This window comes from Bacillus thermozeamaize (genome assembly GCA_002159075.1).
GTDB classification, from domain to species: domain Bacteria; phylum Bacillota; class Bacilli; order ZCTH02-B2; family ZCTH02-B2; genus Bacillus_BB; species Bacillus_BB thermozeamaize.
The window spans coordinates 42,605-59,732 of sequence record LZRT01000086.1 but is presented as its reverse complement, the minus strand read 5'-3'; the positions used below and the strand labels follow the sequence as shown (position 1 = coordinate 59,732).

Here is a 17,128-nt window from a genome sequence, read left to right as displayed (position 1 = left end):
TGAATGACGCCACTCGACCGGTATGCGTCCATCACTTCGTTTCCAAAGCATTTTCACCGGATGCGTCGCTGTAGTACTCTTCCCCCATCAGCTTGCGTTCCGGCAAGAAAAAGGTCCCGATGAAGCAAAGGCCAGCAAAAATGAAACCAACGAAAAACAATTCGCTGATGCCCGCAGACAGCGACACTTTCACGGCATGAAGCAGTTGGTGGTACAGTTGCTGGCCAGCCGCTCCATATTTGGCAAATTGCTCCGCGATTGCCTGCTGCGCCTGTGCCGTCAGCAAGGTTTGCGGATCAAACTGCGACATATCCCCCGCCACCGCTTGCAGTTTTTCGGGCATCATTTGACTCAATCGCGCTTGAAACTCATGGTTCAAAATGGAACCAAAAATCGGCGCGGCAATGACGCCGCCAAGGGAAAAGACAAATTGCTGGGTCGCGTTGACTGTGCCCATCATCCGGTATGGAAAAGCGTTTTGCACGGCGACATTCAACAGCGGCATGAGCGAACCGATGCCCAGCCCCAAGACCACCATGTTCACGATCACCACCGGATACGCCGTGTTCGCGTCCATCCTCGTCAGCAACAAGGTTCCCAAGACGATGAAGGCCGCGCTCACGTGAGAAAGAACGCGGTATTTTCCTGTCCGTGTCATGACCCGTCCAGACACCATGCTTCCGATGATAAAACTGATCATCATCGGCGCCATGACCAATCCGCTATTCTGGGCATTCATGCCTACCACGCCCTGAATGTAAAGAGGAAGAAAGATCATGCTTCCGAACATCGCCATGGACATAAATACCCCCAGGACGAGCGATATCGAGAAAATCCGGCTGCCAAACAACCGGGGGGTAATGATCGGATCGGACACTTTTTGCTCTGCGAAAATGAAAATCGCAAGAGCGACAATGCCGCTCCCAAAGAGAGCCAATTCAACAGGGGATGTCCATGCGTACTTGGTTCCCGCCCATGTAAAGCCGAGCAAAATGGGAACCAGACCCATCGTCAGCAACACAGCCCCCAGCCAATCCACTTTGACCTGCTCCTCCGTGCGCACCTTGGGGAGGGAAAACAGCACGCCAATAAGCGCCAGCAATCCAAACGGCAAATTGATGTAAAAGATCCACCTCCAGGAAAATGTGTCCGTGATCCATCCTCCGATCGTCGGGCCAAGCAGGCTGGACAAACCGAAAACCGCACCAATCACACCCATCCAGCGCCCGCGCTCCCGCGGATTAAAAATATCGCCAATGGTTGCCCGCGGCATGCTCATCATGGCCCCGGCGCCGATGCCCTGCAACCCCCTGGCCAGCACCAGTTCGAGCATGGTACGCGCCTGCCCGCTGACAGCGGAGCCGATCATAAACATGATCAGGCCAAAGATATAAAACGGTTTGCGGCCGTAAACGTCAGACAGCTTGCCATAAATCGGCACGGTGATTGCCGAGGCCATCATGAACGAACTGAACAGCCAGGTATACAGTGAAAATCCGTTCAAATCGGACACGATGGTCGGCATGGCTGTCGACACGATGGTTTGGTTCATGGAAGAAAAAAACATGGTCAACAAAACGGTTGCCAATGCCCACTTTTTACGCGGCCCTGTAATTTGGTTGGTCGTCTGAACCATAGCATCACTCTCCCCTACCATTCAATGCCCATCAGGTCGGCAATTGCCTGCCGGTAATGGTCAAATTCCCCGAACTTACTAAAATTGGCCAACAATCCCTTGACCATAAAGGTTGGCGGCTGCCCTTTTTTAAATTCGGCAAGCAAATACTTGATACTATCAAACAATTCCCCCTTTTCCGCTTCATTCATGTCGAGCCGGTTCAATGTATCCTTCATTTGTTCCAGGATCCCGATCACCTGCTCATGGATGTCATTGGCGGGAGCATACAGCGGCGCCAGCATTTCCTGGGTCAGCAACGGCTTCTGCCGTCCTGACACCATCCCGTTCACCACCTCATCCAAGCGGTTCACAATAAACCGCGCCAACCGCTCCACATCCAGTTCAATGCGGTGCACAATCATCAGCATGAGATAAGACTTCATGATGCCGTGAAAAATCACGGTCGCATCATACAAATAAGGACGCACCGTCTCGCCATAGATGGATAAAAAAACGTTTTCCAGCCATTGCCGCTGTTTTTGCCGGAGTTTGCGAAAAAAATGCGCCATTTCTTTGTTTATGTGCAGCACTTCTTCCCTGAAGTTCAAGATGATGATTTCCCTGTTATCCAGCAGATGCTGAAACAACCGGGTCAGCTGCAGGACAAATTTGTCCCTTGCAGGAAGGTCCTGTTGTTCCGCCTGGGCGATGATTTCATCAATTTTCTCGGCATCATATTGAAAAAGAGACAACAACAACTCTTCTTTCGAGCGAAAGTGCAAATAGAACGCACCCTTGGAAATGCCGCTCCTATCCGCAATTTCTTGAATCGAAGTGGCATCCAATCCTTTTTGGGCAAACAATTTCATCGCCGACCGGATGATTTTGAGTTTCTTTTCATTCACCTTTTTACACATCCTTGTGCCGAATTGATGACTGTCCGGATAGTCAGTTTCGATTATAAGCAATAACGCTACCAATTATAATTTATATATGACCGGTCAGTCAATAGAACGAATGATTTGCCGGCTTTCTACCGTTCCATCACTCACGAATCCACGCTGTTCAAAACAGAAGAACAGAAGAAGACGCATTCACCCATTACGGGTGAACACGCTTTTTTTATGACTTGTTTCAAATGACTTCGCTTGCATTCATATGCGACGAGGAAGGATTCACCAAGGGTAACGACGAAAATACATCATGAGACAATAACCAAGCGTATCTTTTGGATATCTGCCGGCGGGTCAAAAACAACAGCGCGAACGCATCCTGCATGAACGAAAAAAGATCAAGGTTGCCTGAAGGGGCACGAAACGAAGGAGTGTGGGCATGTTTCATCAGACAAATTTAGTGATTAAGGAGAAAAATCGATTGATTATTGCATTATCCTTTTTGACGATGTTGTCATCCTTGATGATCCATTTTTTACATCGAATGTTCAACATCCACCGGATCGACCATTCTCACATATCCGGAAAGTTTGATTTAATATTGAATGTTATTCTCCTCACCCCTTTGGCGCTATTTTTATTCACCTTTTGGTTATACCGAAAAAAGGGGGACCATCGTTGGATTCCATTGTTCAATACACTCATTCTGACGTTCAGCAGCATTTCGATGATTGCCGGCGGAAACGGAATGGTCGAATACCATTTTTCTATTTTTATGGTCATCGCCATGATTTCTTATTACGAAAACATCACATTAACTGTAGTGATGACAGTTCTCTTTACGCTCCAACATCTGGGCGGTTATTTCTTCGTTCCTGAATTGGTGTACGGATCGTCAACATATGCTTTTTCGATGGTTCTTATCCATGCCGTTTTCTTGTTGGCAACTTCCGGAGCCAGCATTTGGGTCATCGTGAATAAGAAAAAAGTCACTGAGGAATTACAGAAGGAAAAAGAACAAAAACAAACGTTTAAAAACCAAATGATTCAATCTCTTACGTTGACATCCCGACAGGTGGCGACCACCTCCAATCAACTGTTTACCCATTCCAAGGAGAGCAAAAATCTTTCCACTAATATAAAATCGGCCATACTGGAAATAAAAAACGGCTCGGATACCCAAGTACAGGCTGCAACCGAAGCAGCCAGAGCCATAGAAGAAATGGCGATCGGCATCCAGCATATTACGGAAACATCATCCAGGGTTGCCGAAGTGTCACAGGAAGCGGCCAAAGAAGCGGAACGGGGAAATTCATCTATTCAGAATGCAATTGCGCAAATAGAAACGATCCATGCATTGACTCATGATTTCGCTTCCATCGTAACCATGTTAGACGAACGTTCCAAGGAAATCGAACAAATCGTCAAAATCATCACCGATCTTGCTTCCAAAACCAACTTGCTTTCTTTGAATGCTGCCATTGAAGCGGCAAAAGCTGGTGAACATGGCCGTGGATTTGCCGTTGTCGCCAGTGAAGTCCGGAAACTCGCTGAACAGTCCGCCCAATCCGCCTATCAAATTTCAGACTTGATCAAATCTGTTCAAGCAGATACCACCCTTGCGGTAAAGGCGATGAATAAAGTCAACAAAGAAGTTGAAATCGGCATCACAAAAAGCAAGGAGGCTATAGAAGCTTTCAACCGCATTTTATATGCTACGCAACAAGTTGCGGAACAGAATCAGGATCTTTCCGCAGTATTAGAAGAAATGGCAGCCGGTTCCGAAGAAATAACCGCAACCCTGGAAGATATGTTGAAAATCATAAAAGAATTTTCCACTAACATTCAACAAGTCGCTTCCGCTTCAAACGAACAATGGAACACAGCCAATAAAGTAACATTATCCGCTGAAAGTCTGAATAAATTGTCGCAAGAATTGGAAGAAGTCATCCGCAATATAAAAATATAAATGCGTAATATATTACAAAGTCATCCACCCTTGGAACAGAGTGGTGACAAACTCCGGTGAATCCACCGTTCCCGCTTTCCCAATCCTTCACCCGCCCAATGCAAACCGAACGGCCCGGCTGATCAAGGCAGGCAGTATTGATACGTGGTTTTTGCCTTCAAACTCCTTGAACTCCACCTGCACACCGCGGCTGGCCAGGTTGGACAGGCGGTCCGCAAGCTCCTTCGCGTTCTGGGCAAGCCGCTTTTATGGCTTTTCTCCAGTTCTCCCACCGCCAGCAGGACCTGCACATCCATCCGTTCATGTTCCAACCTGGAGGCAAATTGCCACTCTTCATCAAGAATGATCCGCCTGCTCCAATGAATGGACGGACTTCCTGCCACATATGTCCGAAAGGCGCCCGGCTTGGTAAACAGCGTGTGCACACGAAAAGTCCGTCGAGAGAGTGACCGATGATCGCTTGTCTCGTGCCGTCGATCTTAAACTCACGCTCGATCCAAGGCTTCAACTCTTCTTCAATGAATGTGAGAAATGCATCTGCCCCGCCGTGTTCCCGGCCATACGCTGCCATCGGGTCTCGGAGGCAGTTCCTTTTTTTCACTGACATCCGGGGGGAATTTCGTTGTGCTCAAGATCACATCCGGTTTCAGTTTCAGGATCGTTTCCACGTTGGGTTGTTGCTTTTCCCCAATGGACTCCGCGGCATCCGTGATTGCCGCAAACATATCCGGAAACTTCCCGCCAACGGTCATCGCCCCCACCGGTTTGACGCCAAGCACCAGCGCGTCTTCCATCGCCTCCAGGCTTCCGGTAATCACAATCCGCTCTGTTTTTGCGGGAACCGTATATTCTTTGTCCAGGTAGCGGATGGTTCTCGTTTCCTTAGTTTCCTCGGTGGTGCCGGCCCCTGTGGATAACCCGGCCAGACCGGCTTTTTGAAACATCTTCTTCCCTCGCTCTTAAACTTCATGTATACGAAAAAGGCCAAGGCAACTATAGGGTTGAACCTTGGCCTTTTCATTCCGTTCATTTTCTTGTCTGCATACCCATATATTGCAATCTGCCATGACACCGTCCACATATACGTGATTTTAAAATTCCCTTGTCATCGGTTGCATATTTTCGGTGCCTAAAAGAAACATTCTCACAAGAAACGCACCGATACACATGTAAATTTCCCTTGTAGGCATGTGTGCGGGTTTTGCTCACACCATGCTTAGCTAATTCGCGCTCGAAATACTCCTCGCCATCTTTGAAAGGTTTTCCTAGCTCAAAACAAGCATAATGAATCAACTCATGTTTCAAAACATCCATGATGACTTTAAGATCCTGGTACTGCACAAGATCAGCCGACAATTCGATTGCATATGGCTTCCCAGATTTTAAGGCTAACCTGCCAAGGGTTTTCTTGAGTCTGCCGTTGATTTTGATTGGGATTTTCAATTCAATCCCATATGCTTTCCTTAAAAATTCGGCAGCTTCTTTTTGGAGCATTTTCAAACTTTCCATTTTCCTCACTCTCCGCACGTCCGCTGGCCGTAATGCGGGCAACAAATGCATCCGGGAATGCGATCTTTTTCAAGCGGAACGGGAAAAGCCATTCCGCAATTGTCACACTCCACTAAAATTGATTCTATCATCAATTTTGCGCCTCTTGCTTCATCACGTCGACCTTACTGCAAGGTACTTGGATATGGCGAAATATCTTGAATGGAAACAACGTCAGCATGAAGCAAAAAAAGTAAATAAGATTACACCCATTCGGTAAGTTCGTTCAACCGAGGGATTTTACACCCACTTTAGGACTTGATCACTTTTATTGTGGTATTGTATACCGAACAAGGAATCATCACCCTCCAACATACATACTCCTATCTTCCATTCTCCGGATTGGTTCCGGTACATCCTAACGTCGATCATGCCAAGGTAGTGCAGAATCTCCTCTTCCGGTATCATCACATGCTTGCCGAGGAGACTCCCGCCTTTAGGCATAGGTGGTTGACATACTTCCCCCAATACCTCTGTTAAGGAAGTGATGAGAAACAATTCCTGATGGTTCAAAAGTGATATCTTTTCCCTTTTTACCGTAATTGGATGAGGAGTCACGTTTAATGGTTCTTTATCATGATTTCGCCCGTATCTGACAGGCTTCACCTCATTTTAATTTTCAAAACAAAAAGCCGGTTCACTCCTTTTCGGAGCAAATCCGGCCTTTTTACAATTCCATTATGGTACGCGCATACCACACTGAATCTGGCACACGCATCCACTTTCCACAAACACTTCCTGCCGTATATTGGTCTCGATTTCTTGGATGGTTTGTTGCATGGAAAGGATGCTAAAGAGGTACTGGATCAAGACGATTTTAATCAAGCGGCATGGCCTGGAGTATGCGAGGAGCAATCCACCTGGTTCAAGTGAAAGCAGCGGTGCGGCGAGCCCCCAGTGAGGCACATGTTCATGGGGCAGTTGCCAGCAGCTTAGCAGTAACAACAGGTACACCTTCGAGCGTTTAGGGGCCCACACAGATGAAATACGTTTTTCAACAGTTGGTGCATTCGTCATTGTCGTTTAAGATTTGCTTCATGCCCACGCTGAGATCTCTTCACCTACTGAAAGTTGACACGGATTCTGATGGTGTTACGTAAGCGCTCGCCCATTTCGATTACATCCCGGGTCAGGTCCTTCTGAGCCGCATTCAGTCCGATACTTCCGGCTCCTCCGGCATTACTAATTTCTGTCACGAGTTCAGCTGGTGACCCAGGTCATGGTAGCGTGTACCACGGGATACCGGATTCCGAGCAGCTTGGTGATACGAGTTTGAATCAACTGCTACCCTTCTTTGTGCCATCGGGATCGCCGTCCCGGCCCTTTTTCGTCAATTCCCGCTGCTTAAGCTCCTTGCGGCGGATTTTGCCGCTAATGGTCTTGGGCAGCTCGTCGACGAATTCGATCTCCCGCGGGTACTTGTACGGTGCTGTCTCCCGCTTGACATGCTCTTGTAACTCCTTCACGAGTTCCGGCGAGGGCGTGGCGCCGGACCGCAGGACCACGAACGCCTTGACTATCTCACCGCGCACCGGATCAGGGCTGCCTACAGCCGCTGACTCTGCCACCGCCGGATGGCTGGCCAAGGCGCTTTCCACCTCAAACGGGCCGATGCGGTAGCCGGCAGAGAGGATCACGTCGTCACCGCGCCCGACAAACCAGAAGTAACCGTCCTCGTCCACCCAAGCGCGGTCACCGGTGATGAACCACTCGCCCCGACACACCCTTGCCAGTGCGCCGGGATCGCTCCAGTGACCCAACATCACGCACGGGTTAGGCATACGGATGGCGAGATCCCCCTCCTGCCCCGGCGGCAGCGGTCGGCCATCCGCATCCACCACCGCCATCTCATAACCGGGCAGCGGTTTTCCCATGGAACCCTTCCGCATCGGCAAAGCCCGGTAGTTAAGGCAGGCCATCAGCGCCTCGGTGAGGCCGTAGCCGTCGTAGACGGGATGACCCAACGCCTGCTGCCAGCGCTCGATCACCTCGGGGTTGAGCGGCTCCCCCGCCGACACACTGTGGCGCAGGTGGCGCAAATCCCAGCGGCCGAGGTCCAGCTGTACGATCAGCCGCAACTCCGTCGGCGCGGCACAGAAGGTGGTTACTTGGTGCTTTTGCAGAAAGTGCAGCCGCTGCTCGGGATCGAAGGGGCCGTTGTACATCAACAGCGAGGTGCCAAGTGACCAGGGGCCGATGACCATGCTAGTGCCGAACTTGGACCAGCCGGTGTCCGCCGTGCACCAGTGTAGGTCCTCCGGCTTTAGGTCAAGCCAGCAGAAAGCCTGTTCGCGCCAAGCAAAGATGGCGCGGTGGGCGTGCACGACTGCCTTCGGCTGGCCAGTGGTGCCCGAGGTGTAGTACATTACCGCCGGATCCTCCGCCGCCGTGTCGGCGCATGTCAGTTGTGGTGCCCCGCGGGCAACCAAGTCGGCGTAGACGTGCCAACCGTCGCGCCGCGGTGCTGTCCCCGTCACCGAGTCACCCACCACGATGCGGTGTCGCACCGTGGGACAGTCCCGCTCCACCGTAGCGAACCGCTCCATCCCGGCCGGCGTGGTGAAGAGCGCCACGGCGCCGGAGTGGTTGGCCCGGAACCCCAGGTCTTTGGCCTGCATCATCTCCGGGGTGGGTATGGGGATGGCGCCGATCTTTATGCAGGCCACGAAGGCGACGAACCACTCAGGCACCCGGGGCAGGTGCACAATCACCCGATCGCCCTGCCGCACGCCGAGGCCACGCAGGGCGTTGCCCAGCCGGTTCGTCAGTACTTTCATGTCCCAAAAGGTGTAGCGGAGCATACGGCCGTCCTGGTCTTCCCAGGTCAGCGCCAGGCGCGATCGGTCGACTGCCCAGTAGTCGACAACGTCGCGTCCGAAGTTAAAACGGTTAGGAATCTTCCAGCGAAAGTTACGGTAGTATTGCTCGTAGTCCGGCATGTTCGGAAGCACACCAGCCAACTCTCCTTGTCGCTGAATGAAATTCGAGGATACGCCTTAGTAAAGCCCAGCCGCCTGCCTGGCATAGGCCACCATGCCCTTGAGGTCGGCTTCCCGGCCCACCATCAACCGCTCGGCGGCCAGCGAGCCTTCGGCGTGGATGGTGGTCACCTCCCAGAATCCACCGAAGTCCGATGCCACTAGGTCGCGCACCAGCTTGAACGCCCGCAGCCGCTCCTCTACCGTCACGTCCGCCCGGCCGCCCAGATAAGGCTCCAGAAGGCCGCGCAGTTTCGGATGCTGCCAGTCGAGCATGTGCGGCGCCGTTACCGTCAATCCGCCAGCGATGTCTTGCACAGCCTTGACGGCGTCGTGGAACCCGTCGGCGAAGTACAGTTTGGCCAGATTACCGATAAGCGGGTTGGGGTAGTTGATTCCGGTATAGGGATCAATCCGCGGGTCCATGGCCGCTGCGAAGGTTAACGCATGCAGAGTCTCTGCATAAGCCAGCAGCCCCGTGATCTTCTCCCGGATGTGCCCGACCCGGTCTGTGCCGTTACAGGCGGCGACCCACGCCGCTGCCCCCGCAAGCAGGCATAGGGCCGGATACTTGTACGAGGCGGCGGTGAAACGGTGGAAGTTGGCGAACATCTCCGTCAACCGGCCCGCCCACTCCCACTCGCCAGCCAGAAACACCCGTTCCTCCGGTACGAAGACGTTGTCGAAGATTACCGTACCCTCAATCAGGTCGTAACGGGAACTAACGGGGTACTCGTCCGAATGACCGGTAGTCTGACGAGATGGCCGGGCGACGATGGTAATCCCTGGCGTGTCGATGGGCACGGCGAAGGCGACAGCATAGTCCCGATCGGCTTCCGTCATCGCCCGGGTGGGCAGCACCAACACCTCGTTGGTGTACGGGGCAGTACTGATGTGGAACTTGGCGCCGCGCACCACGATACCGCCGGGACGGCGTTCGACAATACGCAGGTAATAGTCGGGGCGTGCCTGCTGCGATGGCCGCAGGGTGCGATCGCCCTTGGGATCAGTCATGGCTAGGGCCAGCGACAGGTCATGCTGCTGCAGGTAGCGGCGGAAGGCCTCTACCCGGGCGGCGTACTCGGTACCCTTATCCCGGTCCACCTGCGGGGCCACAACCGACAACCCGTTGAGTCCGTCACTGCCGGCGTCCTTGGATAGCGGCACGACACCGAAGGCACGGCGGCTGCATTCCTCGATCAGCTGCCGGCGTAGCAGCAGGTCCTGTATCGACCGTGGGGCGTGGTAGTACCGGCTGTAGGCTTCCTCCCCCTCACCCACCACTGCAAACTCCCGGCATGCCGGGTCTTCGGACACGGAGTAATCAATACAGGCGGTTTCCACTCCCACCTTGAGTTCCGAATGTTCCGTCACATCCTCGACCCGCTGCCCGTAGGCCCAGACCACTCGTTTGTCGCGTAGGCTCTGGCGAAATTGTTCCGGCGTTCTCAGACCCAATTTGATCTCCTCCTCCAGTGTGTTTTCTCTTTAGACAAAATCCAGCGGGCTCGTTTTATTCGCTCGTTACGACCCAGTCAATCGAGATCCCGCACGCCCAGCGGATCAATGACATCCCGTAGCAGATGCAGTTCCCGCTCTGTGGGCGGTGGTTCTTCTCTGAGGTCTGGCGCTGTCAAGATATCGAAACCGGTACTCTTCTGTACCTGGGCCAGCGTTACGCCCGGATACAGCCGCTCCAGGACCATCTCGCCAGCAGGGAGGCAAACACCCCCAGATCGGTGAACAACTTGCGGGGCCCTGGTGTACTGCCCCCGTGGCCAGTTCCACTCACAAAGTCAATCTCCTCCACCAGCACCTTGACAGAATGGCGGGGTACATAAAGGTAAAAGTCATCGAAGTAGGTGGTCGTGTCGGCGATGCCGCCGCAGCCGGGCAACCGTATCTGCGGCTGCCCACAGGGACCTATAGTCACGTTGTTGGTGCGCCCGTACCGGTCCACCTGAGCCGGTCGGAAAAACTCGGTGATGGGCAGGGTAGGTAGAAGCTCGGAGACAACTTGCGGGAAGGTCCAGCGTAGCAGCGCCTGGCCCAGGGTCCACTCCTCGTACCAGGCCAACCCAAGGGGAGCAGCGTGTAGGCCAAAAGAGTTCCCCGTCGTGAACGATAACAGACTGTTTGGGGTGTGAGTCATTTGGGCGAGGATGTATGCCGCGGCGACCATGGGCGTTGCAATGCCCTGGGCAAAGATGCGGCCGTCACGTAGCTCCCGCGCCATGGCGCAAACTATCATTTCCTCGGTGGTCCATAGCCGCGATCTCAGTAATCGAGATGGAAGAGGTGTTGGTCGCGAGGGTCACCCCCGGCGAAACAATTCGGTCCAGCTCCTGGAACAGGGCAAACTTGACCTCCTTCTTTTCGGTGACAGCCTCGATCACGTATTCCGCCTCCCGGGCCGCCTCCAGGTCCGTGACGTACCGGATGCGCTCCTTGGCCGCCTGTGCTTCATGGGCGGTCATCTTTCCCTTGGCCACCAGCTTGTTAAGCCCTGACTCGATACCGGACCTGGCTTCGGAGAGCTGTTCGAAATGAATATCGCTGAGGGTAACCGCGAATCCAGCCTGCGCACACACTTGGGCAATGCCTCGCCCCATCAGGCCTGCGCCAACTACGAACACCCGCTGCATGTACATCCTCCTTTACCGCGACTTTTACAAACAGTTAAGCAAATCAAAGGCCGGGACTAACTGTCTTATTCGGTGCCAGTTCACCCCTTTTCGGTACTTTCATGACGGGTCCTCTCCCGTGGGTTTGTACCGTACTGAACGTCCGGTACATAAAAATTCATTGTCTGATCATGCGGCACTCGTTGTCCAGCACCAAAACCCGCCACCCTGTTCGCTCCCGCTTTCGCCACTGACCTGCCCGATGCCGGGGTGAAGCCAAACAGGTGGAGCGGTCACTAAGCGGTTTCCAGGAAAGCGAGCAACTTCGGCACCCCGACGCGGCGCGGATTTTCGGACACCTTAAGCTCCCTCATGGCCGCCCGGGCCATTCCGGGCAGACGCCCCGCGGCCGCGCCCATGTCCCAGAGCCAGCCCGGTTACCCAGGAAAGCAATAAGGTCTCCACTACCGCTACGGCCGCAGCCTCGTCGTCCGCATCCGGCGAGCCCCCCAGCCGTTGCTGCTCCGCCGTGGCGGGGCGACTGCAGCGCATGACGTTGTATAGCGTCGCTCCTGTTTAGCCAGTATGCCGCCAGCGACCCGAAGCGAGTACACCCGACGCCGACGATGGACACACTGTGCATCTCACGCACCTCCGTTAGGCCCGGTGCCGGGACGCCGGACACGCAATTTTCTCCATCTCCTCTACTCGATCTACTCACGCCCTTGCAACGGATCTTGGGCGCTGATGGCCCTGAACACCTGACCCATGAACTTGTGCCTCACTGTGCGGTCCAGCCTCCGTCCACGTACAGTGTCTCGCCAGTGGTGTAACCGGACAGGTCCGAGGCCAGAAACGCCACAGCTGCCGCAATCTCTTCCGGGGTACCTAGTCGCCTGAGTGGCGTCCTTTCGAGAATGCGGCCGACGAACCGCTCGTCGTTCATCCAGTCTTCATTAAGGCCGGTGCGGATGTATGCCGGCGCCACTGCGACAACACGCACGCCAAAGCGCGCCCATTCCATCGCCAGTGCCCGGGTCAGGTTTTGGAGCCCGGCTTTGGCGGCGCAGTAGGGTGCGATCGCCTTTTCGCCTACGGTGCCCATCACCGAGGAGATGTTGACGATCACCCCGCCGTCGGCGTCCTTCATGTGGCGGCAGGCCGCTTGAGAGGCAAAAAATGCTCCCTTGAGGTGGGTGTCGACCACGGTGTCCCAGTCGTCCTCGGTCAAGTCGAGGGCATAGCGGGTGATGGCCACGCCGGCGTTGTTGACCAAAATGTGCAACCCGCCGAAAGCGGCCACAGTGTCGGCCACCATGCGCTGCGCGTTGACAACAGAGCGCACGTCGGCGGCGAGTCCTTGCACACGCCGACCGGTGGCGGCAGCGATATCTGCCGCGGCCTTGTCCGCGGCGTCCTTGTGGCGCGAGGTGATCATCACGTCTGCCCCCGCCCGGGCCAGTCCCGTGGCGATGGCATAACCGAGGCCTCGCGATCCACCAGTAACCAGAGCAACCCGGCCTCTCAGGTCGATAGTCGGAAACGACATCAGCGACTTCCTCCTTTACCTTGCATCGGACTGAATTAGGAATCCAGTTGCTCCATACCGCGTAGGAAAATGCCAATAAAGATCTCGGCTATCTCCTCGGGTTGTAGGCGGCCCTGGCGGTTGTACCAATGAAAGACCCAGTTGTGCATGCCCAAGAAAGCTAGCACACACATACGTGGGTCCTCCTGCCGTAGCTCACCCGCCTCGATGCCCTGGCGGATGATGCGCTCAATGGCATCCTCAAACGCCCGGCGCTTTTTCACTAGTTCAGCCATGCGCTCGGGTGACAGGGCAGTCATTTCCCGGTAAAAGACGGTAATATAGGCCTGATATCGGGCGATGATCTCAACCAGGCGGTGGCTGAGCGCCCGCAGCTTCTCCCTTGCCGGTATTGCTGCGGCCTCGAGTTCCAAGGCTAAATCCAGCATTGGATCCACGTGCCGGTTGTGGCACTCCCACAAAAGGTCTTCCTTGCTGCCGATGTAGTAATACAGCGCGCCCCGTCCCAATCCTACAGCCTCGGAGATGTCCGTGATGGTCGTGGCGTGATAACCCTTTCTGGCAAACAACTGGACGGCGACCTCGATAATCTCATCCATGCGTGCTGCGGAGCGTTCGGTTCCCATGATTCACATATCACCTTATTATGTTGGTATTCTAGAATTGTACCAACTGTTCAGTACAATCCAAGTTTATCATATCTTTTGTGTCTTGACAACTTTTGGTCGACTGTTGGAACGGCAACAACGGGCGTACCCGGCACCAGAACCGGCATCGGCAGCGTCGCAACGGTCTGGGCATCGAAGCGGGTGAGTTGCGGGAGGCCGATGTCGCGCCGGTTACCTGTAGGTATGTTGATATCTAACTAATTTGTACCAACCATTCAGTACAATCTCAGTATATCATAACTTTCTTGTTATGAAAATTTTCAATCTATATGTCGGGCACGACGATAACGAGCTACGGCCCCAAAAGCATCATCACAATATGAACTATTGGCTATATTTGAGGGAGGTGGAATGGTAAATTGCATAGCTGTAATAATAATTTTCGTATATGCAATATACACTAGTTATAAATCCTTAATTTTTCAAGCGTCTGATTTGGCGCAAGACTTGGAATAAAGAATTAATGATCGATTTTATCGATCAAAAGGAAGGATGGCATTGGTTGGCCCCTTTTCACTACGGCACGTAGAAACTGTCAGTGGGAGTAAGAAGAAAGGAGTGAGGAAGGACGTGCAAATGCAGCTTTCGGATCCAAAGTGGGTTACTGGGTTCCAACAATTCGTTGCCGAAGATCCCGAAGTAAAACTGAACACGCGGTGGGCCAGGTTTAATTGCCTGGTTGAGATCGGCGACCGTCCTTATCTGCTAAAGGTAGATGAGGGTGTCATTAAGTTAAAAGCTGACCCGACCTTAGAAGAACCGTGGGATTTTGCTGTTCGTGGTAGCTTGGATGCTTGGCAACGCTTCGCGAACGGAGACACGGATCCCGAGTACCGTGACATACTTGGCATGGTATTCCAAGGGATCATGAGCGTAACGGGGGAAATAAAAAGTCATCTGGTGTTGGAAGGTAATTACCAGAAGCTATTCGCGAACTTGCAACCCCTGTACGCAATCCTCTCGAAAATTCGTGAGACGGAGGGGGTTTAGAATGGCTACTATAGAGCCGATGATTGGCAGATACGTTCATGTCGAAGTGGACGGGATAAACTACCGGACTTACTTCGAGTCAAACGGTTCGGGAATACCGCTGGTCTGTCTTCACACGGCGGGCGCGGACTCACTTGAGTACAGGCACTTGTTGGCCGATGACGACATCACGAAAGAGTTTCAGGTCATCGCATTCGACATGCCCTGGCACGGGCGTTCCCTGCCGCCCTCTGGATGGTGGGAGAAAGAGTACAAGCTCACGCGGCGTTTTTACATGGACTTCGTTATCGCGTTCACCGAGGCACTCAAGCTCGACAGGCCGATCCTGATGGGTTGCTCTATGGGCGGCTACTTGATGTTGGACATCGCTCACGAGCACCCTGGAAAGTTCAGAGGACTTATCGCCTTGCAACCTCGAGACTACGAGCCTGCGTGGGATGAGATGTCAAAGTGGCTGGTGCATCCAGAGGTCAACCCGGCAAACCTAATCCGCCCGCTAATTCGAAGCCTTACATCGTCGCAGGCTCCAGAGGAATATAGGCGCGAAGTGGAGTGGATCTACGCACGTTGTGGTCCAGGGGTTCTCAGCGGCGACTTTTACTTCGCCTCCAAGGAGCATGACGCCCGCCCATTTCTCGAAGAAATTGACGCGGAAGAGCAAGGCCTTTATGTCATAGGAGGCGATGATGACTGGAGTTGCTACCCAGAGCACACCGACAAGCTCAAGTCTTCCATCAAGGGGTTGAAGGTAACGCGCATCCCTGGGCTTGGACACTTCCCGCCTTCGGAGCGACCTGAACTCTTTAAGCAAGCCCTCATGCCCATCTTGTACGAGCTTCGACTTCGCGCTTGAAGTTGACAGCGTCCAAGTATCCGAATGAGCAGCCATCAGTGTTCAATCCGAAGTATTTTCCGAAAACATAAGCGATGCTTTCCGCCTGGGCTTTCTTGATCTCGCGGGACTCTTTCTCGAATTGCGCTCCCTTCTGGTGAAGCAGATAATGGGCGTATTCGTGGTTCTGTGTTTTCAATTGATGGTTGCGCTCGTTTTGATGACTGATTACGATCTCGTTTTTCCAGCCCAGGGTTTGGTTCCCTCTCCACTGACCACCCTGGCCCACATCTATAAAGTGGGCAAACAGCTTGACCGAAAAGATTTTGTCGCTGACGGCTGATGGGCCACCAAGAATCATCATTCCTGGATGGTTTGAAGCAACGGCTGAACCTGCTCCGGAACCTTGTCTTTGGCGACAAGTATGAGTTATGTCAAGCGACCTATTCAAAGGTGCATGCATGTTTTCGTCATCACATACTGGCCTTATTTTTCGCAGCTATTTTTCCGGGTTTCCAAGGTGTTCCAAGATAAGGCAGTGCCCAGCGGTCCAATCCATACCACCCGGCGACTTTCCAAGCCAAGACAAGCCAAGTGCCGAGGATGAACAGCACCGGGTTGCTGCTGACCGTACCTGCCAATAGGAAACTGGCATTCATAAAACCGCCAAAAAAGGCCGCAATACCCGTCAATAGCCCGACAATCAGGCTAATCCCGACAAGCACCTCGCCCCAAGCGACCATCCAGGCAAACAGTTTGGCGTTGGGCAAAACAATTTGTTCCAAAAACCAGGCATACCAGCCGGTTACGTCAGGATGCTCGCCGCCGGTTTTCTCCAACGCGCCTTTGACAAACCCCGTGACTGCCGCGCCAGCTTTGGCGCCGGTCCAAGCTTCCGCCCCGACTTTGTGGATGCCTGCCATCAGCCATTCATATCCTACGTACAGGCGGATGATCAGCCATATCCAGGCGGAACGCGTGCTGCTAAAAAGAAATTGTGAAACAGGGTTTTCCGGGATGAGGATTTCTTTCCCGCGCATCGTCCTCACTCCTTCGGCAAAATAAAACCTATCATTGGAAATGTTTATAATGACAGGAATACTTTACCATACTCACACCTGAACAATCTACTAACATCCCGCGTAGATTTTTGAAATTTTTGTTAACGATAAATCAAAGAAAACGCGCATGCGCGGCATCCCGTTGCTGACCAACGGAACAAACCGATACCGGCCTTTTTTCTTTCTATCAAGCTCTCTTTATCCTGTGACTGCAAACTGAACGTATCTCTTTTGTTCCATGGACTGGCCATCTTCTCATCTGTCGGCGTCTGACGTTTCGCAAAGATCTCCCCTGACTGGTCAGACAAGGTAAATTCGAGATAGTCCCTTTCCTGACGGTCCGAACGCACGGTTGCTGTCAGGAACCTTCGCTGTTGTTTCTCAGCAAACGCATAATT

General features: G+C 53.2%; 19 protein-coding genes and 1 pseudogene. 4 read left to right on the top strand and 16 right to left on the bottom strand.

The features are described from left to right. Positions 1-31 precede the first annotated feature (31 nt). Both BAA01_04045 and BAA01_04040 read right to left on the bottom strand, forming a co-directional pair. Positions 32-1,657 carry a multidrug MFS transporter gene (locus tag BAA01_04045; protein ID OUM86770.1) on the bottom strand — a complete coding sequence of 542 codons (1,626 nt, stop codon included), beginning with the start codon at positions 1,655-1,657 and terminating at the stop codon, positions 32-34. After that, entirely contained in the window at positions 1,651-2,523 is an 873-nt protein-coding gene (locus BAA01_04040) for a hypothetical protein (GenBank protein OUM86769.1), read from the bottom strand. Before BAA01_04040 ends, BAA01_04045 begins: the two co-directional genes overlap by 7 nt. A 427-nt stretch (positions 2,524-2,950) precedes the next feature. On the opposite strand from BAA01_04040, the gene BAA01_04035 reads away from it, so the two are divergent. Beyond that, entirely contained in the window at positions 2,951-4,480 is a 1,530-nt protein-coding gene (locus BAA01_04035; GenBank protein OUM86768.1) for a hypothetical protein, read from the top strand. 122 nt (positions 4,481-4,602) lie between these two features. On the opposite strand, the gene BAA01_04030 is transcribed toward BAA01_04035, so the two are convergent. The 4 genes and pseudogenes from BAA01_04030 to BAA01_04015 all read right to left on the bottom strand — a co-directional run bounded on the left by BAA01_04030 (position 4,603) and on the right by BAA01_04015 (position 6,541). After that, the gene (locus BAA01_04030; protein ID OUM86767.1) at positions 4,603-4,905 is read right to left on the bottom strand and encodes a hypothetical protein; all 303 of its coding nucleotides are present in this window, start codon (positions 4,903-4,905) and stop codon (positions 4,603-4,605) included. A 168-nt stretch (positions 4,906-5,073) separates the two neighbouring features. Continuing rightward, a pseudogene (locus tag BAA01_04025) lies at positions 5,074-5,367 on the bottom strand (iron-uptake system-binding protein). Between the two features lie 139 nt (positions 5,368-5,506). Next, entirely contained in the window at positions 5,507-5,989 is a 483-nt protein-coding gene (locus BAA01_04020) for a hypothetical protein (protein ID OUM86766.1), read from the bottom strand. 279 nt (positions 5,990-6,268) lie between these two features. Then, positions 6,269-6,541, bottom strand: a complete 273-nt coding sequence (locus tag BAA01_04015) for a hypothetical protein (protein OUM86765.1) — start codon at positions 6,539-6,541, stop codon at positions 6,269-6,271. Between the two features lie 63 nt (positions 6,542-6,604). Here BAA01_04015 and BAA01_04010 point away from each other — a divergent pair, with 63 nt between their 5' ends. Then, positions 6,605-6,901, top strand: a complete 297-nt coding sequence (locus BAA01_04010; GenBank protein ID OUM86764.1) for a hypothetical protein — start codon at positions 6,605-6,607, stop codon at positions 6,899-6,901. Between the two features lie 404 nt (positions 6,902-7,305). Here the strand turns inward: BAA01_04010 and BAA01_04005 are convergent, their stop codons facing one another. The 7 genes from BAA01_04005 to BAA01_03975 all read right to left on the bottom strand — a co-directional run bounded on the left by BAA01_04005 (position 7,306) and on the right by BAA01_03975 (position 13,805). Next, complete coding sequence (locus BAA01_04005) at positions 7,306-8,967, bottom strand: hypothetical protein (protein OUM86787.1); 1,662 nt, start codon at positions 8,965-8,967, stop codon at positions 7,306-7,308. A gap of 57 nt (positions 8,968-9,024) precedes the next feature. Beyond that, the gene (locus BAA01_04000; GenBank protein ID OUM86763.1) at positions 9,025-10,464 is read right to left on the bottom strand and encodes a hypothetical protein; all 1,440 of its coding nucleotides are present in this window, start codon (positions 10,462-10,464) and stop codon (positions 9,025-9,027) included. Positions 10,465-10,681: 217 nt separating this feature from the next. Further along, the gene (locus BAA01_03995; protein ID OUM86762.1) at positions 10,682-11,242 is read right to left on the bottom strand and encodes a hypothetical protein; all 561 of its coding nucleotides are present in this window, start codon (positions 11,240-11,242) and stop codon (positions 10,682-10,684) included. Beyond that, entirely contained in the window at positions 11,223-11,651 is a 429-nt protein-coding gene (locus tag BAA01_03990; protein ID OUM86761.1) for a hypothetical protein, read from the bottom strand. Before BAA01_03990 ends, BAA01_03995 begins: the two co-directional genes overlap by 20 nt. Before the next feature lie 339 nt (positions 11,652-11,990). Next, positions 11,991-12,182: a hypothetical protein gene (locus tag BAA01_03985; GenBank protein OUM86760.1), complete on the bottom strand. Its 192-nt coding sequence runs from the start codon at positions 12,180-12,182 to the stop codon at positions 11,991-11,993. A 229-nt stretch (positions 12,183-12,411) separates the two neighbouring features. Beyond that, positions 12,412-13,179, bottom strand: coding sequence for a hypothetical protein (locus BAA01_03980; GenBank protein ID OUM86759.1), 768 nt, complete (start codon positions 13,177-13,179; stop codon positions 12,412-12,414). 35 nt (positions 13,180-13,214) lie between these two features. Beyond that, positions 13,215-13,805 (bottom strand): hypothetical protein, encoded by a 591-nt coding sequence (locus BAA01_03975; protein ID OUM86758.1) that lies wholly within the window; start codon positions 13,803-13,805, stop codon positions 13,215-13,217. 618 nt (positions 13,806-14,423) lie between these two features. Between BAA01_03975 and BAA01_03970 the strand changes: the two genes are divergently transcribed. Then, positions 14,424-14,837 carry a hypothetical protein gene (locus BAA01_03970; GenBank protein ID OUM86786.1) on the top strand — a complete coding sequence of 138 codons (414 nt, stop codon included), beginning with the start codon at positions 14,424-14,426 and terminating at the stop codon, positions 14,835-14,837. A gap of 1 nt (position 14,838) precedes the next feature. Continuing rightward, positions 14,839-15,690, top strand: coding sequence for an alpha/beta hydrolase (locus BAA01_03965; GenBank protein ID OUM86757.1), 852 nt, complete (start codon positions 14,839-14,841; stop codon positions 15,688-15,690). Here BAA01_03965 and BAA01_03960 read toward each other — a convergent pair. The 3 genes from BAA01_03960 to BAA01_03950 form a co-directional block, all read right to left on the bottom strand. Beyond that, complete coding sequence (locus BAA01_03960) at positions 15,653-16,030, bottom strand: hypothetical protein (protein ID OUM86756.1); 378 nt, start codon at positions 16,028-16,030, stop codon at positions 15,653-15,655. The two genes, BAA01_03965 and BAA01_03960, sit on opposite strands and share 38 nt — an antisense overlap. Before the next feature lie 112 nt (positions 16,031-16,142). Beyond that, a complete protein-coding gene (locus tag BAA01_03955; protein ID OUM86755.1) occupies positions 16,143-16,709 on the bottom strand; it encodes a DoxX family protein in 567 nt (188 codons plus the stop codon). Between the two features lie 122 nt (positions 16,710-16,831). Next, positions 16,832-17,080 (bottom strand): hypothetical protein, encoded by a 249-nt coding sequence (locus BAA01_03950; protein ID OUM86754.1) that lies wholly within the window; start codon positions 17,078-17,080, stop codon positions 16,832-16,834. Positions 17,081-17,128 lie beyond the last annotated feature (48 nt).